Origin of the sequence: Nonomuraea sp. NPDC050783, assembly GCF_040802095.1 — a bacterium.
Classification (GTDB): Bacteria; Actinomycetota; Actinomycetes; order Streptosporangiales; family Streptosporangiaceae; genus Nonomuraea.
The window spans coordinates 558,912-577,661 of sequence record NZ_JBFAHK010000004.1; the positions used below are offsets into that span (position 1 = coordinate 558,912).

Here is an 18,750-nt window from a genome sequence, read left to right on the forward strand (position 1 = left end):
TTTTTTCATGTCCCGACAACTCACTTCACTTCTGGCCATCGCGGCCGTCTGCGTCGCTCTGGCCCCGGGCCAGGCGCAGGCCGCCACCACCCCCAAGAAAGCCGCGACCCCCAAGAAAGCCGCCGCCGTCGACTGCTCGCAGGTCAAGTGCATCGCGCTGACCTTCGACGACGGCCCCGGCAAGTACGCGGGCACGCTGCTGGACACCCTCAAGAAGTACGACGCCAAGGCGACGTTCTTCCTGGAGGGCCAGTACGCCAAGAGCCGCCCGCAGTTCGTCAAGCGCATGGCCGCCGAGGGCCACGAGCTCGGCAACCACAGCTACACCCACCCTGACTTCACCAAATCCGAGCCTGCGGCCATCAGGAGCGAGATCCAGAAGACCCAGGACGCTGTCAAGAAGGCGGCCGGGGTGGAGCCCAAGCTGCTGCGGCCCCCGTACGGGCTGGCCGACCTGACCGTCTCCGACATCGCCGCGGAGTTCAAGATGCCGATCATCCTCTGGACCGCCGGGTCGGAGGACTGGGCGAGCAAGAACGTCGAGGCGATCAAGAAGAAGACCCTTGAGGTGGCCAAGCCCAACGGCATCATCCTCATGCACGACTGGGTGAAGCAGACCGTCGACGCCATGCCGTCGATCGTCAAGTCCCTGCAGGGCAAGGGCTACCACCTGGTGACCGTCTCCGACGTCGTCAAGGGCGAGAACCTCGAAGCCGGCGACATCTTCCCGGTTCCCGCGGGCTGGGAGAACTGAGTATCGTTCACGTTTGACGTCAACGGTGCTGTGCGGGCTCGCGAAGGGGCTGCTCGATGGTCTTCACGAACTGGGCGAGGAACCAGACCGGCAGCCCCGCCGAGGTCCGCGCCCCCGCGTCCGCCGAGGACGTCGTCCGGGCCGTCCGCGACGCCGCCGCGTCGGGGCGGCGCGTCCGCATGGTCGGCACCGGCCACTCCTTCACCGGCGTGGCCCTCACCGACGGGATCATGCTGCGCCCCCACGCGCTGACCGGCGTCACCTCCTGGGCCGGCGACCGCGTCACCGTCCGCGCCGGCACCCCGTTACGGGTGCTCAACGAGCTGCTCGACCGGCGCGGGCTCGCCCTGGCCAACATGGGCGACATCACCGAGCAGACCGTCGCCGGCGCCATCCAGACCGGCACGCACGGCACCGGCCGCGACAGCGGCGGCCTCGCCGACCAGGTCGCCGAGCTGGAGCTGGTGCTCGCCGACGGCACGATCGCCACCGCCGCGCCCGGCGAGGAGCTGTTCGACGCCGCCCGGGTCGGGCTCGGCGCGCTCGGCGTGCTGACCGCCGTCACCTTCCGGGTCGAGCCCGCGTTCCTGCTGCGGCACCGGCGGCGCCGGATGCCGCTGAGCGAGATCCTGACCTCGCTGGACGAGCTGACCGCCGCCAACGAGCACCTCGACTTCTTCTGGCTGCCGCACACCGACGCCTGCCTGGTCAAGACCAACAACCGCGACCCCGGGCCGGCCCGGCCGCCGAGCGCCGCGCGGCACTGGCTGGACGCCGTCTTCCTGGAGAACACCGTCTTCGGGGCGGCCTGCGCGGTCGGGGCCCGCGCTCCCGGGCTGATCCCGCGCATCAACGCCGCCAGCGCCGCCGCGCTCGGGGACGTCGAGTCGGTGGACACCTCGTACAAGGTCTTCACGGCGCGGCGGGACGTGCGGTTCCTGGAGATGGAGTACGCGGTGCCGCGCGAGCGGCTGGCCCAGGCGCTGCGCGAGACCCGCGACCTCATCGACCGGATGGACTGGAAGATCACCTTTCCGGTGGAGGTGCGGGTGACGCCGCCCAGCGACGCCTGGCTGTCCACCGCGTACGGGCGGACCTCGGCGTACGTGGCCTGCCACATCTACCGGCCGACGCCGAACCCCGCGTACTTCGAGGGCGTGGAGGAGATCATGACGCGGCTGGAGGGGCGGCCGCACTGGGGCAAACTGCACACCCGGGACGCCGGTTACCTCGCCAAGGTCTACCCCCGCTTCACCGACTTCACCGACCTGCGCGACCGCCTCGACCCGGGCCGCCTGTTCTCCAACGCGTACTTGGACCGCGTGCTCGGCTAGCCACCCTGGACCCCGGCCATCCTGGGCCTCGACCGCCCTGGACCCCGGCCACCCTGGGCCCCGGCCGCCCTGAGGCCGGACCGTCCCCGGCCGACCATCCCCTGCCGCCCGTGCCGCGTCAGCGGCCGGGGGGCGTGTCCTGGCCGGCCCCGCCCGTCCAGTCGCTATCGTCGGCCGGCTGGCCCGTCCGGTCCGGGTGGCCCGGCCGGCCGTCGCGGGAGTCCCCGTCACCCGCGCCGGAGCTCGGCTCCTCCTGCGGCGAGCGCCCCGGCCCGCCGCTCGGCGCGCGGCTCGGCCCGCGCCCCTGCGGCGCCGTGGCGCCCGGCCCGGTCGGCTCCGGCGTCACGGTGACCGTCGCCGTCGCCGTCGCCGTCGCCGTGGCCGTCACGGTCGGGGTCGGGGTCGGGGTGGGGCTCGGGGTCGCCGGCGCCCGCGTGCCGGCGTCCCGTGGCGCGCCGGTCGGCCCGGCCGGGGCGCCGCGCCCGCCCGTGGTTCCGTCGTAATCGGCCGGCGCCCGCCGCCCGTCGCCCGCGTCCTTGCGCGACGCCTTGCCGGTGACCTGCTCGTGCACCGTCTCCTGGGCGACGGCCTGGTAGGCCAGGATGCTCCCCATACTGACCGCGAACACCAGCCCCGCGGCCGCCGCCACCTTCCCCCACGCGAGCTTCGCGCGCCGCTCCCGCACGACGGGCATGACCAGGGTGTCCCCGGCGGCGCCGCGCGTCCCCTCGTCCTGGCCGGATCCGTCCCCCTGGCCTGAAGGGCGGCGGACGACCACGATCCGCCGCCTGACCTGCTCCCCTGTCTGCTTGAGGTAGTGCGTGTAGATCGCGCCGGCCACCGTGCTGGCGACGCTGACCACCGCCGCGCCGATCACGGTGCCGGCCACGCCCAGGTAGGAGGCGGCCACGGCGGCCGTCACGGCGGCCAGGGCGCTCCCCAGGATCTGCGGCCCGCTCAGCTCGAACTTACGCTGCTCGCCGCCCATCCCTCGGACCAGTCCCCTCTCGTCCTGCATTCGGTAAAGACCTGTCTCGTGAATAGACGGGACGGCGTGTCCTGTTGTTCCTGTGACCTGCGTGACAGGCACCCTCGTAACTCGTGCCCCGACGACTCGGCCTGCCCTCCGTGTACCTGGCCGCGGCCGCGGCGACGGCCGCCGCGACCGCCGTCCCCCTGGCCATGACGCCCGCCTCAGGTCTCACCGCGCGCCCCGCCGTCACCGAGCCCACCCGGCCGTACATCGTCATCGCGCGCAGCCGGGCGGCCGCCCGCGACCTCGTGGGCGAGGTGCGCTGGCGGGTGCGGCGCTACTACACCGCGGCGCTGCCCGGCTTCGCCACGTTCCTGAGCGCCGCGGAGCTGGCGGCGCTGCGCGCCGACCCCCGCGTGCGCACCGTGGAGCCCGACCGCCAGATTCACCCTATGCCCGTACGGCGGCCTGCCCATGCGCTCGCCGGGGGCGGAACGGGCGCCGGCGTCACGGTTCACCTGGTGGACAGCGGGGTGGACGCGGGGCGGGCCGAGTTCGGCGACCGGGCGTGGCGCGCCTTCGACGCCACCGGGGGCACCGGGCGGGACTGCACCGGCCACGGCACCCAGGTCGCGGGGCGGATACACGCCGCCGCGCCCGCGGCCGGGATCGCCTCGGTGCGGACGCTCGGCTGCGGCGGGTCGGGCGCGCTGGCCGACGTGCTGGCGGGGCTGGACTGGATCCGCCGGCACGTACGCGGGCCGTCCGTGGCCGCGCTGCCGGTGGACGGGGCCGGCTCCCCCGCCCTCGGCGCCGCCGTGCGCTCCCTGGTGCGCGCCGGGGTGTTCGTCGTGGGCGCCGCGGACTCCGGCGAGTGCCGGATCGGGCCGGGCGGGGCGGCGTACACTGCGGTCGTCCCGCACCTCGCGGCGGCCGCCGCGCGACATCTGGAGCGCACTCCCGACGCGAACCCGGCGATTGTCGCGTCTCTACTCAACTGCACTTCCGCCCCCGGCGCGATTCGCCAGAACCCGTCGAGGGCCCTTAACCTCCTCATGCACAACGGCGGGCTCTAGAGGGATGGATTCGACAAATGTGACCGGCGTCACATCGCCCCTTGGCTATCCCAGGAAGGCGATGTTCGGACATGCCGGGTACGGTGCTGGCAGGCAACCGGCACACGCGAGAGACTCAAGGGTCCGGGGGAAGAATGGCGACGCTGACGAAGGGACTCGCATGCAGGAGCTCCGACTCGTCGCGGTGAGTGAGGACGGTACCTACCTCGTGCTGGCCACGGCCGGACGGGGCACCCGCTTCACTCTTCCCGTGGACGACCGGCTCCGTGCTGCCGTCCGCGGAAATTTCTCCCGTCTCGGCCAGTACGAGATCGAAGTGGAGAGTCCGTTGCGCCCCAAGGAGATCCAGGCCCGCATCCGTGCCGGGGAGACCGCCGAGGAGATCGCGGCCACCGCCGGCATCCCGGTCGAGCGGGTGCGCTGGTTCGAGGGGCCGGTGCTGCAGGAGCGCGAGTACGTCGCCCAGCAGGCGCAGCGCGTCGCCGTGCGCATGCCCGGCGAGTCCGCTCCCGGCCCCACGCTGGGTGACCTCGTCGCCGAGCGGCTGACCAGGCGCGGCGTGCCCACCGACGAGATCGACTGGGACTCCGCCAAGCGCGACGACGGCCTGTGGCGAGTCAAGCTCGGCTACGTGTGGAACGGTCACACGCGCCACGCCGAATGGCTCTTCGACCCGCGCAAGCGGCACGTGACGCCCCACGACGACGAGGCCACGCGGCTGTCGGCCGCCGACTTCGACCCCGAGCCGCCCGTGGTGGAGGACACCACGGTGACGCCGTTCGCGCCGCGCGTGGCCAAGCTGCAGCCGGTGCCGCCGCTGGCCTCGGACGCGCGGCCGTTCCCCTCGGTGGTGCGCCGCGAGCCCGAGGAGCCCGCCGTCGGCTACAACCCGCCGCCCCGCCCCCCGGGCACCGACCAGGACGAGTCACGCTCGGAGAGCACCGCCCACCGCGCGGACCCGCCCTCCCGCGAAACCGGCTCCACCCGTCCCGGCGAGGTCCCGTCCCGCGAAGCGGGCCACACCCGTCCCGGCGAGGTCCCGTCCCGCGAAACCGGTTACGCCCGTCCCGGCGAGACGCCCTCCCGCGAGACCGGTTACGCCCGTCCCGGCGAGACGCCCTCCCGCGAAGCGGGATACGCCCGTCCTGGCGAGGTCCCGTCCCGCGAGGCCGGTCACGGCCGTCCTGGTGACGCCCCATCCCGTGAGGCTGGTCACGGCCGTCCCGGTGACGGCTCGTCCCGCGAGGCCGGTTACGCCCGTCCCGGTGATGGCTCGTCCCGCCGTGGCGGGCCTTCGCCGTGGTTGCCCGACTTCAGCTCCGGCCGCCCGGCCGATCGTGACAACGACGCCATCTACGCCCCTGCCACCCGCCCCGCGCCCCCGTCCCAGGAGCCGCCCGCCCGTCCCGTGCGTCCCGCCACGCCCGCGGCCACGTCCCCCGCCCCGGCCGCATCACCGTCCTCGCCTGCCCAGACCCCTCCGACCACCTCCAGCGAGACCCCCCGCCCGGCCCCGCCCGCTCCCCCCGTCCAGGCGACTCCGACTGCCCAGGACACTCCGCCCGCCCAAGCGGCTCCGCCCGCCCAGGCAACCCCTTCCGCCCAGGCAGCCCCGCCTGCCCAGGCGGCTCCTCCCGTTCAAATGCCTCCGGCTGGGCAGCCAACTCCTTCCGCCCAGCCGGCCATGCCCGCTCAGACGGCCGCTCCCGCTCCGTCGGCACCCGCCCAGCCTGCACCCGCCGCTGCGGCGGCCCCGCCCAGCGAGCCGGCCGCCACCGGCCAGTCCGCACCGACCGGTCAGCCCGCCGGAGCCACGGGCACCGTTCCCGCGTCGGACCAGCCCGCCACGGCTCTGACGTCCCCCGACGCGAACGCGACGGATGCGACGCCCACCGCCACGGACGCGACGCCCACCGCCGGAGCCGGCGCCGCCGAGGGCAAGCCCTCCGAGACCGGCACCGCCTCCACCGAAGCCCCCCAGCCGAACGTCGCCACCACCGCCGAAACGGCACCCGCCGCCCCCGCGGCACCGCCCGCCGCCGAGGCACGCCCCGACGCTTCCACCGCAGCGCCGTCCGACGCGGCCGAAGCGCGCCCTGGCACCACTGCCGCCGCCGCACCGCCCGACGTCGCCGAAGCGCGGCCCAGCGCGCCCGCCGCTCCCGCCCCCGAGCCCGCCGCACCGGCCTCGGACGTCAGCTCCAGCACCACGTCCGCCTCGGACAGCGCGCCTGCTCCTGACAGCGCCTCCACCGCCGGCACCCCGACGAACACCACCGAGCCGGCCACCGACGCCGCTACCACGAGCGAGCCCACGGCCACGAGCGAGCCCACGGCCACCGAGGCTCCCGCCGCCTCCGCAACCCCTGCCGCCCCGGCCACGGAGCCCGCAGCGACCTCGCCTGCCGCCACCACACCTGCGGCGGAAGCGTCCACGGAGGCGCCCGCCACCACCGCGCCCGAGGCCCAGGCACCGGCCGCCGGCACACCCGCGTCGAGCCCCGCCCCCGCGCCTGCGGCGGACGCCACCCCTGGCACGCCTGCCCAGCCTCCGACGGACGGCGCGGCGAAGCCCGAGGGAACGCCGAGCGGAGCCACTGCGCCCACGGAGGCACAGGCCGCCACCGCCAGCACGACACCGGCCGAGCAGCCCAAGCCGACCACCGGCTCGACGCCGGCCGAGGCACCGAAGCCCACCGCCGAGACGAAGCCGGCCACGGAGACCCCCAAGGCCGAGGACAACACCACTCCCCAGACGACCGCACCCGAGCAGCCCGCCGAGCCCCAGCAGGCACAGTCCGACCAGCCGAAGGCCCAGCAGCAGCCCGAGCCCCAGCAGCCCGCAGCCGAGCAGCCCACGGCTGAGCAGCCCAAGCCCGAGCAGCCCAAGCCCGAGCAGGAGGCCGCTGCCGAGCAGGAGGCCGCTGCCGAGCAAGAGACGGCGGCCGAGCAAGAGACGGCGGCCGAGCAAGAGACGGCCAAGGACGTCAAGCCGCCGGCGCCCAAGCCCAAGCCGGCCCCCGGCGCCGAGCCCAAGGTCCCTGCCGCCCGGCCGGGAGACAAGGGCGCCAAGGACGAGCCGCCGGTGCCGGTGCCGTCCCCGCCGCCCGCTCCGGCCGCCCGTCAGGCGCGCAAGGGCTCCCGTGGCCGTCGCGCCTCGGTCCCCACCTGGGACGAGATCATGTTCGGCGCCCGCCGCCAGGACTGACCAGGCCTCCGAGCGACCTACAGGCCCCGGCGCCCAGCGTCACCGGGTCACCCGCCTGAACGCGATGGACGTGTGAGGGCTGCCCCGGATCACGCGTCAGTGCCGGATCACGCGTCAGCGAAAGCGCCGCACCCCGAGGGACTGGCCGGCCATCCCGAAACGGGGAGCCGACCGTCCCCGATCACGAATTGCCGGACGACGGCGGCGATGACGGCGATGACGGCGGCGGTCCGAGGGGTCCGAAAGGTCCAGAGGGTCCGGAGGACTCAGAGGTCTCGGAGGTCCCGGAGGATCCAGGGAGCCCGGAAGGTCCAGAGGGCCCAGCGGATCCAGGAAGTCCCGGAGGGTCCTGAAGATCTGAGGGATCCGAAGGACTACGGGGCTCGATAGGTCCGGAGGACCCAGGGGGCCGGGAGGGTCCGAGGGGTCCCGAGGCCACCGGGGGTCCCGAGGCCACCGGGGGTCCCCAAGATTCAGGGGGTCCCGAAGACTCAGGACGTCCCGAAGACACCGGGGGTCCCCAAGACTCAGGACGTCCCGAAGACACCGGGGGTCCCGAGGGCCGAGGGGGGTCGAGGAACGGGGCCAGCCATTCCGGGGACACCTCGGCCGGGAAGCTCACACCCTGGGCCTCCGAGACGTCGATCGCCTCGTAACCGCCCGTCCCGGCCCCCACCCCGGCGATCAGCGTCAGCACCCCGGCGCGCCGCTGGAACCAGGTCTGCCGCAGCCGCCACCCCACCACGGCCCGCCGCTCGACCACGGCCTGCCTGCGCCGCAGCGACCCCGAGCGCACGCTCAGCCGTACCCCGTCGTAGCCGTGCCCGAGGGACGCGTAGCGGTCCAGCCCCAGGGGGATCCCGGCGCCGGCGAGCAGCAGCGCGACGACCAGCAGGATCCACCACAACATCATCCCGGTCGCCGCCGCGGCCACGCCGCTCAGCAGGGCCGTCACCGCCCAGGGGAAGACGGCGCGGAAGAGGCGGCGGTTGCGGGCCACGGGCGGGTGGCCGCGCAGCGGGGCGTCGTACGGGCCGACGGCCTCGCCCGCCACCGCGAGCGCGACCGGCCGCGGCACGTCGGGCAGGAGCTGGCCGCGCGCCCGCGAGTCGCCGAGCCCGGTCACGATGGCCCCGGCGCGGACGACGCCCGCCCACCGCTCGGCCAGCCCGTCCGCGAGCTCGTAACCGCGTACCCGGGCGGACTCCAGCGACACGCTGCGCCGGTTGACCAGCCCGCGTTCGACCACCAGGTAGCCGTCGCGCCGCGAGAGGACGAAGTCCCAGTTGAAGACCGCGTACATGATCCCGCCGAGCACGGGCATCGCCAGGACGAGCAGCACCGCTCCGGCCAGCAGCAGGTAGGGCCGGTCCCAGAGCCATTCGCCCACGTGCCAGGCGACGTCCTGGCCGAACCCGAGCTCGTCGCCCCACTGGAAGGCCAGCCCCACGGCGCCCCCGGCGAGCGCGAACGGGGTGAGCAGGTAGGCCCCGGACAGCGGCCCGTACAGCAGCCACCGCTTCGGCACCCGGGCGATGGGGCGATCGGTCCCGTGCCGGGCGGCCCGCGGGGCGGGACCGGCGTCGTGCGGGGATGCGGCGGCGGTGGCGACGGTGGCGGCGCGGCGCAGCAGGACGGCCTTGAGCCGTTCGGCCTCGGCGATCGTGACGCCGTCGAGCGCGGCCTCCTCGTCGCCGCCGCTCGCGCCGGTGTCGATCTTCAGGACGGCCAGGCCGAGCAGCCGGTGCATGGGCGGGGTGGAGAGGTCCACGCCGCGGATGCGCTCCAGCGGGATGGTGCGGACGGACCGGCTGATGAGCGAGCGCTTGGTCTCCAGACGGTCGCCCGCGATCTCGTACGTGAACGTCGCCCACCGGATGATCGCGAACACCACCGTGCCCACCAGGCCGAAGGCCGCCCAGCCGTACGACCTGGCCGAGAACCCGCCCACGAACAGCACCCCGACCAGCGGGAGGAGGAGCGAGGGCAACATCCGCACCGGGTCGATGAGCAGCACCTTGGGGCTGAGCCGCAGCGGCACGGGAACGGGCGCGGGCGGCGGACCCGGTAGCGGACCCGGTAGCGGACCCGGCGGCGGCAGCGGCCGGGAGGGCACGGGCCCGCCGGCGGCGGCGGGAGGCGGATGGGGAGGACCCGGTTCCGGGGGGATGGAACGGGGGTCGGTCATGTCGCGTCGTCCCTCAGCGCCTCGGCGCGGTGCGCGAGCTGCTCGGCCAGCCCCGCCGCCACCGCGTAGTCGAGCCCCCGGATGGTGGACGACCCGGCGTGGGACGCGGTGCGGATCTCCAGGGTGGCCAGCCCGAGCAGCCGCTCGAACCACCCTTGCCCCTTGTCCACGGTCTGGATGCGGCTCACGGGCACGAAGACCCACTCTCTGGTCAGGAACCCCGACCTGGCGTAGACGACGTCCCCTGAGAGCTCCCAGCGGTGCACGGCGTACCGGACGAACGGCTCGGCCGCGAGGAAGGGCAGCCCCAATACCACGACCGCGGCGGGCAGCAGCCACGAGTGGTCGGCGAACCAGCCGGGCACCCACGACCATCCGCTCCCGCCCACCCATCGCGCCACCGCCAGCGAGCCGCCCAGGAGGAGCACGAACACCACCAGCGCCTGCAGCAGCCACAGGCGCACGGCCTTGGGCGAGACACGGTTCGCGGGATCGCGCAGGGGGCCTGTCGAGGTCACGGACCCAGCTTAGGACCGAAGGCGGCGCACCGCCGGTCCGGCGACCGGCGGTGCGGCGCCCGTCCCGCCGGAGCGCGTCCCGCCGGAGCCCGGTCCCGCGCCGCCCGCCGTCCGAAATCGATGACCGTTTTGTCAGGCGTCCGCATGAGATTTCGTTCCATGTCCAGTCATTGCGCCCCGGCGGACCGGGCGAAGGCCCTCTCCTACGCCGGGACACTGCCCAGGAGGTGTGACGGCAGGGGCCGATGTGGCGAACTTCACTCGCAGGATGCCGTGGTTCTGGCTGGTTTCGGATCCTTTACCGGCCACCGACCATCGGGAAACGGTCTGCGCATCGCCGAGAGCCGCGTAGCATCATCCGGCATGGGGCTGTGTAACACGCCATTGCGTCTGCGACGCATCGCTGCCAGTGTGACGGCAGTGGCCGCGGCGTTCGCGCTGGCGGGATGCGGCAGCCTCATCGGCAGATCCCAGGCGGAGGACATCGCGGAGATCAACGTCTCGAGCCCGGAGTTGCGCGACGGCAAGCCGCTGCCGCGCGACTACTCCTGTCAGGGCACCCAGGGCAGCCCACCGCTGCGCTGGTCGAGCCAGCCGCTGTCCAAGGCCAAGTCGATCGCCATCGTGGTCGACTCGCACACTTCTTCGGAAGCGGCCGTGCACTGGGTGCTCTACAACATCCCGGCCACCACGACCGAGCTGGGCCCCAACGCCGCGGCCGACCCTCCTGAGGGCAGCGGCCAGGCGAAGGTGACCAGCGGCAGAGTGGGTTACGACGCGCCCTGCCGGACACCGGGAAGCTACCGCTTCACGGTCTACACATTGGACGGCAAGGTAGATCCGGAGAAGGGGAGTACCCTCCCCGAGATCCTCAAGCAGATCGCCGATCAGACCATCGCCCGTGGTCGGCTGACGGCGGTCGACATCGAGTGAGAGACCGGACACCGCTGGTATTAGGGTGTACCAATTCTTCACGTAGGGTGTGACAACGCTCATAGTGGTCCGACACAATCAGATCCAATCGTTAGGCATTGGTGATCAAAGGGGGCAGATCGCGTCGATGGCCGCGCGATCTCACCGATGCCAGAGGGAGGCCATGGCTTTGAGGGTGGTGCAATGACAGCGGTCGTCGTGAGCTTGGTCGCTATCGTGCTCCTCGTGCTCGTCGTCGTGGCACTGGGCATGCGTTCGATGAGTCGGCGGGAGAGCTCCCTACCTCCTGAACGGCTGAAGGAGATGGCCGAGAAGGAGGAGAAGACCCATGCGCGCTCCACGGACGAGTTCGCGTCCCACGAGCCGCGGATGGCCAACTTCAGCCCCGACTTCAGCCCCATAGACGCCCCCAAGCAGCCCAAGCCGGTACGTACCGGCCAGCGTGGCAAGCGCGGCGTGGACGAATGGGGCAACCCCGTCAACGACGACGATGACGAGGAGTTCTGGGCCAACATCCGCAGCGACGCCGAGCAGGGCGGCTTCGGCGCCGGAGGCACCGTGGCGGCCAGGAAGGCCGCCGCCCGTCCCGACGAGCGCCCGGCCGAACGCCCGGCTGAACGCCCTGCCGGACACTCCGCCGCCGCCGAGCGTCCAGGGCCCCAGGAACGCCCGGCCGAGCGGCGCAGTGAGCGCCACAGTGAGCGCCACAGTGAGCGCCACAGTGAGCGCCACAGTGAGCGCCACAGTGAGCGCCACAGTGAGCGCCACAGTGAGCGGCGCGGCGAGCGCAAGGCCGCCCCGCAGCCCGCGCACGCGGCCGTCGATCCCGACGCGACCACCATCCAGGCCCCCCTGCCGCAGCGCCAGGCTCCCGCTCCCGCTCCCGCCGCCGCCAACCTCGCCGACCTCGTCGAGCCCGCCAGGCACACGCCCTCCCAGGCGGAGCTGGCCGACCAGCGCACCGTGATGTTCGCCGCGCCGACGCCCGACGTGCTGAGCGCCCTCGGCGCGCAGCCGGCCGCCGCCTCCCGGCCCGAGACCGCCCCGGCTCCCCGTTCCTCCCGCTCGCGTTCCCGCTCCTCCCGCGCCGCCCAGCCGGCGGCCGCCGCCGGCAACGGCTCCGCCCCCGGCGGCTCCCTCGCGGCCTCCCCCAGCGGCTCCCTCGCGGCCTCCCCGGCCGGTGGCGCGTCGCGCCCGGGCGCCCCGGTGAGCGGCAGCGGCTCGTTCCCGGCCATCTCCTCCAACAGCACCGGCCCGTTCCCCACCGCCGCGCCCGCCGCCTCCCCCGCCTCCAGCGGCCCGTTCCCGATCGCGCAGCCGGCGCCCATCCACGGCGCGCCGACCAGCGACCCGTTCCCGGTGGCCTACAGCGGCGGCCAGGGCGACGCGTCCGAGGCCGGCTGGCCCGCGCCGGCGCCCGGCGGGTCCGGCTCCTGGCCCGCCGCGCCGGTGGCCGACATCCTGGACGACCCGGCGCCAGCGGCCTCCTACCCCGGCCCGGCGAGCTCGTGGCCGGCGTTCGAGCAGCCCGCGGCCCGCTCGTCCTATCCCGCCTCGTACGAGGTGCGTCCCGGCTGGGCGGTGGCCGACGACTCCGAGCCGACCCCTCCGGCCGGCATCCCCACCGTGCCGAGCCGGGCGGTCTCGCCCGGCGGCTACGAGGGCACGCGGTCGGTCCCGACACCGCCCGCCCCGTCGTCGTACCCGGCGTACGAGACCGGCGACATCACCACCGCGCCCGCCGAGGTCTGGCCCGCCCCGCCCGTCGCGGGCGGCGTGCAGCCGGCGGCGTGGCCCGGCTACGGCGACCAGGCCGCCCTGCCCGCCAACGGCGCCCCCGGAGCCGGCGGCAGCGGCGGTGGCCGCAGGCGCCGCTCGGAGCAGGACTACCCGCACGACTACTACCGCTGACCGCTCCGGCGGCCATTGACCGGGCCGCCGGCAGTCACCATTAATCGGTAAAACCCACGCGATGCCCAGCTAAAGCGCGGAAGCCGGAGCACTAGGGTTTGCTCCATGTTCCGCGACACGCAGAGTAGCCGGCTTGCGGCGCTCCGCCACGACGTGCCGGCCTCGCTCGTGGTCTTCCTCGTCGCGGTGCCCCTGTCCCTGGGCATCGCGATGGCCTCGGGCGCGCCGCTGGCCGCCGGGCTGATCGCCGCCGTGGTCGGCGGCGTCGTGGCGGGCACGCTGGGCGGCTCGTCGGTGCAGGTCAGCGGGCCGGCCGCCGGGCTGTCGCTGGTGGTGGCGAACCTGGTGCAGACGTACGGCTGGCGCGCCACTTGCATGATCACGTTGCTGGCGGGAGCCGTACAGGTCGTGCTGGGCGTGCTCAAGGCCGCCCGCGCGGCGCTCGCGGTGTCGCCGGCCGTCATCCACGGCATGCTGGCGGCGGTCGGCCTGATCATCGCGCTGTCCCAGCTCCACGTCGTGCTGGGCGGCACCCCGCAGCAGTCGGCGGTGGAGAACCTCGTCGAGCTGCCCGGCCAGCTCGCCGACCTGCACGGGCACAAGGTCTTGATCGGCCTCCTGACGATCGCGGTGCTGGCGGTGTGGACGCGGCTGCCCAGGCGGATCAGGGCGGTCCCCGCGCCGCTGGCCGCGCTGCTGGCGGCGGCGGTCACGGCCGCGCTGTCCGGCTGGGACGTCACGCACGTGGACCTGTCCCACGACGTCGTGGAGTGGGCCTTCCCGGTGCTGCCGCAGGGCGACTGGCACCTGGTGGTGGCCGCGGTGCTGCTGGTGGCGCTGCTGGCCGGCGGCGAGTCGCTGCTGTGCTGCGTGGCGGTGGACGGCCTGCACGGCGGCCGGCGCGCCGACCTCGACCAGGAGCTGACCGGCCAGGGCGTGGCCAACATGGTGTCCGGCGCGCTCGGCGGCCTGCCGGTGGCGGGGGTGATCGTGCGCAGCACCGCGAATGTGGCGGCGGGGGCGCGTACCCGCTGCGCGACGATCCTGCACGGGGTGTGGGTGCTGCTGTTCGCGCTCGGGTTCGGCTGGTCGGTCGCGCTCATCCCGGTGGAGGCGCTGGCGGCGCTGCTGGTCTTCATCGGCGTGCAGATGGTCAACCTGGGCCACATCAGGAAGGTGCACGGCCACGGCGAGACCCCCGTGTACGTGGTGACGATGGCCGCGGTGATCCTGCTGGGGCCGGCCGAGGGCGTGCTGGCCGGGCTCGCGCTGGCCGCGCTGCTCGCGCTGCGCCGCCTGACCTGGGTGAGCGTGCTCAAGCACGCCGACCGGGAGGGGCGGGTGCGCGTGGCGGTGTCGGGGTCGCTGACGTTCCTGGGCGTGCCGCGGCTGACCCGCGAGCTGCGGGCGATCCCGGCGGGCACGCCCGTGGACCTCGACCTCGACATCGACTTCATGGACAACGCCGCCTTCGAGGCGCTGCACTCCTGGCGGCTGGACCACGAGCGCCTGGGCGGCGCGGTCGAGGTGGACGAGCTGCACGAGGAGTGGTACACGCTGGCGGCCGGCGGCGGGCGGACGCCCGCGGCGAAGCCCCCGCCCGCGGAGCCGGACCGCTGGTGGCGGCCGTTCAACCAGCGGCGCCGCCGTCCTCCGTCCCGGTGCCCGGCGCCGGCGCCGTCCTCGGAGCCGTCGCGGGCGGAGCACGAGCCGCCGGTCGCGGCGCGCGAGCACCACCGGCGCACGCCCCCGCCGGTACGTCCCCGCTTCCCCGACCCGGTGGTCCGCAGGCAGCAGCCGTCGCACCTGTTCATCACGTGCGCGGACTCGCGGATCGTGCCCAGCCTGATCACCGCCAGCGGGCCCGGCGACCTGTTCACGGTGCGCAACATCGGCAACCTGGTGCCGCGCCGCGGCTCCGAGCCGCACGACGACTCGGTGGTGGCGGCGATCGAGTACGCGACGCAGGTGCTGAGCGTGCACACGATCACGGTGTGCGGGCACTCGGGGTGCGGCGCGATGGCCGGGGTGCTGAGCGCCGGCGTGCAGGCGGGCAGCCTGCCGGGGCTGCGGCGCTGGCTGCGCCATGGCCATCACAGCCTGGCGCGCTTCATCGAGACCGAGGGCGACCGGCTGCACGGCGGGGCGCTGGACGTGCTGTGCCGGGTCAACGTGCAGCAGCAGCTGGAGAACCTGCGGACGTACCGGAAGGTGGACGACCAGGTCAGGGCCGGGCGGCTGGAGCTGGTGGGGCTGTTCTTCGACATCCCGACGGCCCGGGTCCACCTGGTGCCCCCGCTGCGCCCGACGCGTCCCGGCGGTTTCGCTACGCCCTTGGTGAAGACGTCCGATGGAGGGGTGCGCGTGGGCGAAGAATGAGGCGCATGAGAGTTCTTGTCATAGGTGGTTCGGGGTTCCTGGGGCGTGCCGTCGTGGAGGAGGCGCTGGCCCGGGGCCATGAGGTCACCACGTTCAACAGGGGCCGCAGCGGTCCCGACGTGCCCGGGGTGGAGGCCGTGCGCGGCGACCGCGAGTCGGCGGCCGACCTGGAGCGGCTGGTCGAGGGGCGCTCGTGGGACTTCGTGGTCGACACCTCCGGCTACGTCCCGCGGGTGGTGGGCGGATCGGCGCGGGCGCTGTCGGGCCACGCGGGCACCTACGCGTTCGTCTCCACGATCTCGGCCCTCGCCGGCTTCCCCGCCCAGCCCGCCACCGAGGACGCCCCGACCTGGCCGTGCGAGCCCGACGCCGGCCCTGATGACGGCAACTACGGCGTGCTGAAGGCCGGCTGCGAGCGGGCGGCCGAGCAGGGTTTCGACGGCAACGTGCTGATCCTGCAGCCGGGCATCATCCTGGGCCCGTACGAAGACGTCGCCCGGCTGCCGTGGTGGCTCACCAGGATCGCGCGGGGCGGGAAGGTGCTGGCGCCGGGCGACCCGGACGCGCCGCTCCAGTTCGTGGACGCCCGCGACCTGGCGATCTTCACGCTCGACCAGGCCGAGCGCGGCACGGCCGGACGGTTCCTGGTGACCGGCCCGGTGGGGCAGACCACGTTCGGCGAGTGGCTGGCGGCGTGCAAGGAGGCGACCGGCTCGGACGCGGAGTTCGTCTGGGTCGACAGCACGTTCCTGGCCGAGCAGGGCGCCGGGACGTTCGTGGAGCTGCCGCTGTGGGGCGGCCCGCCCTCCCCCGACATCGGCAACTTCTGGACCGCGCCCACCGAGCGGGCGCAGGCGGCCGGGCTGCGCGTGCGGCCGGTGGCCGAGACCGTGCGCGACACGTGGGCGTGGCTGCGGGAGATCCCGGAGGAGCGGCGCAACTTCGGCACCAACACCGCGCACGGCATCGCCCCGGAGAAGGAGGAGGCGATCCTCGCCGCCTGGGCGGCCCGTTCTGAGTAATCCTGCGCAGACGGGCGGCGCGGGGCGGGGTTAGGGTCGCGGTGCCGACGAGGTGATCCCGGTGCCCATGGCGCACCTCGCGGCACCGGTCCTGACTCCCAGGGGCCGGAGGGGCGGAGGCGATGGCGTCTCCGCCCCTCTCCTCGCTTGCTTCTGTACCTACTAGTATGTACGATCGTGGTCGTGGACATGAGGGAACGGCTGATCGAGAGCACCCGCGAGCTGCTGTGGGAGCGCGGATACGTGGGCACCTCGCCCAAGGCGATCCAGCAGCGCTCCGGAGCGGGCCAGGGCAGCATGTACCACCACTTCCGCGGCAAGCCCGACCTGGCGCTGGCCGCGATCACCCGCAGTGCCGCCGAGCTGCGCGAGCGCGCCGAGAAGGAGCTGTCGGCGCCCGGGAGCCCGCTGCGGCGGGTGACGGCCTACCTGCGGCGCGAGCGGGCCGCCCTGCGCGGCTGCCCGGTCGGCCGGCTCACGCAGGACCCTGACGTCATGGCCGACCCCGCGCTGCGCCGTCCGGTCGAGGAGGCCTTCGCCCGGACGCGGGGCCGCCTGGCCGAGGTGCTGGCCGAGGCCCAGGCCCAGGGCGAGCTGCGGGCCGGCCTCGATCCGGCCGCCACCGCCGCCGCGCTGATCGCCGTGCTGCAGGGGGCGTACGTGCTGGCCCTCGCCGCGGGCGACGCGGACGTGTACGCGCAGGCCGTCGAGGGCGCTCTCGGCCTGCTCACCTGACGAGAGGACGCGATACCCATGCCTTTCATCCGAATCGACGCGATCCACGCCGACGAGCAGCGGCTGGAGGCCCTCGGCCGGGCCGTGCACGACGCCCTCGTGGAAGCCGTCGGCATTCCGCAGGACGACCTGTTCCAGGTGCTGACCGGCGGCGGCCCGGTGCGGCTGGTCCGCTACGACCCCGACTACCTCGGCGTCCACCGCGACGACGACCTCGTGTTCGTCTCGATCACCCTGCGCTCGGGGCGTACGCCGGAGCAGAAGCAGGCCCTCTACCGCAGGATCGCCGAGCTCGCCCACGACTACGCCGGCGCCGAGCCCCGCAACGTCTTCGTCTCCCTCGTGGAGAACGAGCTCGTCGACTGGTCGTTCGGCGACGGCGTGGCCCAGTACGTGGCGGCCAGGACCTGAGGCCCGGCACCGGCGCTCACGCCATCTCGCCAGAAATCTCCGAGATTTCTGGCGAGAACGTGTCGAGAACCCGCCGGCGGCTCCGACTCCCCCGTGAGCGGCGCGAAGAACAGGACGCCGCGACGCACCCGCGGAGGAGAACCGAGATGAGCACCGAGACGAGCACCGGGATGAGCAAGGTCACCTGCGACATGGCGATGTCCCTCGACGGCTTCGTGGCGGGCCCCCGTCAGACCCTGGAGAACCCGCTGGGCGAGGGCGTGGAGGAGCGCCTGCACAGCTGGATGTTCGACGAGCCCGAGGCGCACGCCGACGTCATCCACGCCATCACCGACGCCGGCGCCTTCATCATGGGCCGCAACATGTTCGGCCCCGACCGCGGCCCGTGGGACCTGGGCTGGACCGGCTGGTGGGGCGAGGAGCCGCCGTACCACGCGCCGGTCTTCGTCCTCGCCCACCGCCCGCGCGAGCCGCTGACGATGAAGGGCGGGACGACGTTCATCTTCGTCACCGACGGCATCGAGGCGGCCCTGGAGCGGGCCCGCGAGGCGGCCGGCGACCGCACGGTCGCCGTCGCGGGCGGCGCGCACACGGTCAACCAGTACCTGGCCGCGGGCCTGATCGACGAGCTGCGCCTGCACGTCGCCCCCGTGATCCTGGGTCAGGGTGAACGGCTGCTCGCCGGCGTCGGGAGCATCGACCTGGAGCCGATCGCCGAGCCGCGCGGCACCGCCCTGGTCACCCACCTCACCTACCGGGTGCCGCGCCGCTCCTGACGTCCGCCCCCGGCCGCCCGCCGGCGGCGAAGAACGCGGCCACGACCTTCGTGTGCAACGAGAACGCCAGCTCCTGCGGCCCCTCGATCAGCAGCCACTCGGACGTCTCCGCGGTGACGGTCACGGGCGGCAGGGCGCCGGCGTCCACCTGGGGCCCGAGCCCGAAGACCAGCAGCGTCCCGTCGGGCGCGCTGACCGTGTCGAGCAGCCGTACCCGCTCCGCGTCCACCACGACCCCGGTCTCCTCGCGCAGCTCCCGCACGGCCGCCTCCTGCCACGACTCCCCCAGGTCGATGAAGCCGCCGGGCAGCGCCAGCTCCCCCCGGTGCGGCTCCACCGCCCGCCGCACCACCAGCACCCGGCGGCCCCCGTCCACGGGCAGCACCATGACGGCGACGGGGAGCGGGTTGAGGTAGCTGGTGTTGCCGCAACCGGCGCAGGTCCGCGGCCACGGCTGCCCCGCCGCGAAGGCCGTGCCGCAGAAGGAGCAGTAGGCGTTCCTGATCGTCATGCCCGCAGCCTGCCAGCCATC

General features: G+C 74.2%; 15 protein-coding genes. 11 read left to right on the plus strand and 4 right to left on the minus strand.

Translation table 11 applies throughout. The features are described from left to right. The first annotated feature begins 7 nt into the window (after nucleotides 1-7). On the plus strand, nucleotides 8-754 hold the full coding sequence (locus AB0H75_RS13985) for a polysaccharide deacetylase family protein (RefSeq protein WP_367795671.1): 747 nt from the start codon (nucleotides 8-10) through the stop codon (nucleotides 752-754). A gap of 56 nt (nucleotides 755-810) precedes the next feature. Next, nucleotides 811-2,088 carry a D-arabinono-1,4-lactone oxidase gene (locus AB0H75_RS13990; RefSeq protein ID WP_367795674.1) on the plus strand — a complete coding sequence of 426 codons (1,278 nt, stop codon included), beginning with the start codon at nucleotides 811-813 and terminating at the stop codon, nucleotides 2,086-2,088. A gap of 118 nt (nucleotides 2,089-2,206) precedes the next feature. Here AB0H75_RS13990 and AB0H75_RS13995 read toward each other — a convergent pair whose 3' ends face one another. After that, nucleotides 2,207-3,076, minus strand: coding sequence for a hypothetical protein (locus AB0H75_RS13995; RefSeq protein WP_367795677.1), 870 nt, complete (start codon nucleotides 3,074-3,076; stop codon nucleotides 2,207-2,209). Between the two features lie 113 nt (nucleotides 3,077-3,189). On the opposite strand from AB0H75_RS13995, the gene AB0H75_RS14000 reads away from it, so the two are divergent. Next, entirely contained in the window at nucleotides 3,190-4,137 is a 948-nt protein-coding gene (locus AB0H75_RS14000; RefSeq protein WP_367795680.1) for a protease inhibitor I9 family protein, read from the plus strand. Nucleotides 4,138-4,297: 160 nt separating this feature from the next. Further along, on the plus strand, nucleotides 4,298-7,345 hold the full coding sequence (gene sepH, locus AB0H75_RS14005; RefSeq protein ID WP_367795683.1) for a septation protein SepH: 3,048 nt from the start codon (nucleotides 4,298-4,300) through the stop codon (nucleotides 7,343-7,345). 181 nt (nucleotides 7,346-7,526) lie between these two features. Here sepH and AB0H75_RS14010 read toward each other — a convergent pair whose 3' ends face one another. Together AB0H75_RS14010 and AB0H75_RS14015 are read right to left on the minus strand one after the other, a co-directional pair. After that, a complete protein-coding gene (locus tag AB0H75_RS14010; protein WP_367795685.1) occupies nucleotides 7,527-9,386 on the minus strand; it encodes a PH domain-containing protein in 1,860 nt (619 codons plus the stop codon). Between the two features lie 143 nt (nucleotides 9,387-9,529). Next, entirely contained in the window at nucleotides 9,530-10,051 is a 522-nt protein-coding gene (locus AB0H75_RS14015) for a PH domain-containing protein (RefSeq protein WP_367795688.1), read from the minus strand. 363 nt (nucleotides 10,052-10,414) lie between these two features. Here AB0H75_RS14015 and AB0H75_RS14020 point away from each other — a divergent pair, with 363 nt between their 5' ends. From AB0H75_RS14020 to AB0H75_RS14050, 7 genes are all read left to right on the plus strand, one after another. Next, entirely contained in the window at nucleotides 10,415-10,984 is a 570-nt protein-coding gene (locus AB0H75_RS14020) for a YbhB/YbcL family Raf kinase inhibitor-like protein (protein ID WP_367795691.1), read from the plus strand. A gap of 198 nt (nucleotides 10,985-11,182) precedes the next feature. Beyond that, nucleotides 11,183-12,895 carry a hypothetical protein gene (locus AB0H75_RS14025; RefSeq protein ID WP_367795694.1) on the plus strand — a complete coding sequence of 571 codons (1,713 nt, stop codon included), beginning with the start codon at nucleotides 11,183-11,185 and terminating at the stop codon, nucleotides 12,893-12,895. A 105-nt stretch (nucleotides 12,896-13,000) separates the two neighbouring features. Continuing rightward, a complete protein-coding gene (locus tag AB0H75_RS14030; protein ID WP_367795697.1) occupies nucleotides 13,001-15,274 on the plus strand; it encodes a SulP family inorganic anion transporter in 2,274 nt (757 codons plus the stop codon). 5 nt (nucleotides 15,275-15,279) lie between these two features. Then, entirely contained in the window at nucleotides 15,280-16,296 is a 1,017-nt protein-coding gene (locus AB0H75_RS14035) for an NAD-dependent epimerase/dehydratase family protein (protein WP_367795700.1), read from the plus strand. 189 nt (nucleotides 16,297-16,485) lie between these two features. Further along, on the plus strand, nucleotides 16,486-17,031 hold the full coding sequence (locus AB0H75_RS14040; protein WP_367796020.1) for a TetR/AcrR family transcriptional regulator: 546 nt from the start codon (nucleotides 16,486-16,488) through the stop codon (nucleotides 17,029-17,031). 18 nt (nucleotides 17,032-17,049) lie between these two features. Further along, on the plus strand, nucleotides 17,050-17,442 hold the full coding sequence (locus AB0H75_RS14045; RefSeq protein WP_367795702.1) for a tautomerase family protein: 393 nt from the start codon (nucleotides 17,050-17,052) through the stop codon (nucleotides 17,440-17,442). 146 nt (nucleotides 17,443-17,588) lie between these two features. Further along, nucleotides 17,589-18,218, plus strand: coding sequence for a dihydrofolate reductase family protein (locus AB0H75_RS14050; protein WP_367795705.1), 630 nt, complete (start codon nucleotides 17,589-17,591; stop codon nucleotides 18,216-18,218). On the opposite strand, the gene AB0H75_RS14055 is transcribed toward AB0H75_RS14050, so the two are convergent. Further along, complete coding sequence (locus AB0H75_RS14055) at nucleotides 18,190-18,729, minus strand: NUDIX domain-containing protein (protein ID WP_367795708.1); 540 nt, start codon at nucleotides 18,727-18,729, stop codon at nucleotides 18,190-18,192. The genes AB0H75_RS14050 and AB0H75_RS14055 overlap by 29 nt on opposite strands. Between the last annotated feature and the right edge of the window lie 21 nt (nucleotides 18,730-18,750).